This window comes from Pseudomonas reactans (genome assembly GCF_013387025.1).
Taxonomy (GTDB): domain Bacteria; phylum Pseudomonadota; class Gammaproteobacteria; order Pseudomonadales; family Pseudomonadaceae; genus Aquipseudomonas; species Aquipseudomonas reactans.
The window spans coordinates 1-330 of record NZ_JACAQP010000214.1 but is presented as its reverse complement, the minus strand read 5'-3'; the positions used below and the strand labels follow the sequence as shown (position 1 = coordinate 330).

Annotated in this window: 1 protein-coding gene; it reads right to left on the bottom strand. The window is 42.7% G+C overall.

Annotation, left to right across the window (positions count from 1 at the left end; translation table 11 throughout):
* The coding region (locus tag HX793_RS30980) for a DDE-type integrase/transposase/recombinase (protein ID WP_178905639.1) at nucleotides 1–330 on the bottom strand (330 nt) is incomplete at both ends.

Below are 330 nucleotides of genomic sequence, written 5' to 3'. Positions count from 1 at the left end.
ACCAATGGCAAGTGCTCGTCCCAATTTCCACCAAAATCCTGGGCACACGATCGTAGCATATCTTCTACGGTCTGGATGGTTCGTTCACTTTGCCCGTCTGTCTGGGGATGATAAGCTGTACTCATTTTAATTTTTGTCCCCATTCGTTCTTGTAGTGCCTCCCACAATTTTGAGGTAAATAGTGGGTCTCTGTCAGACACAATAGACAAGGGAGCTCCGTGAAGTCTTATAACTTCATCCTTGTATATCTGCGCCAATGTTTCCAATTGTGTATTTTCTTTAATTGCCAAAAACATTGCACTCTTAGTTAAACGGTCAACAATGACCCAT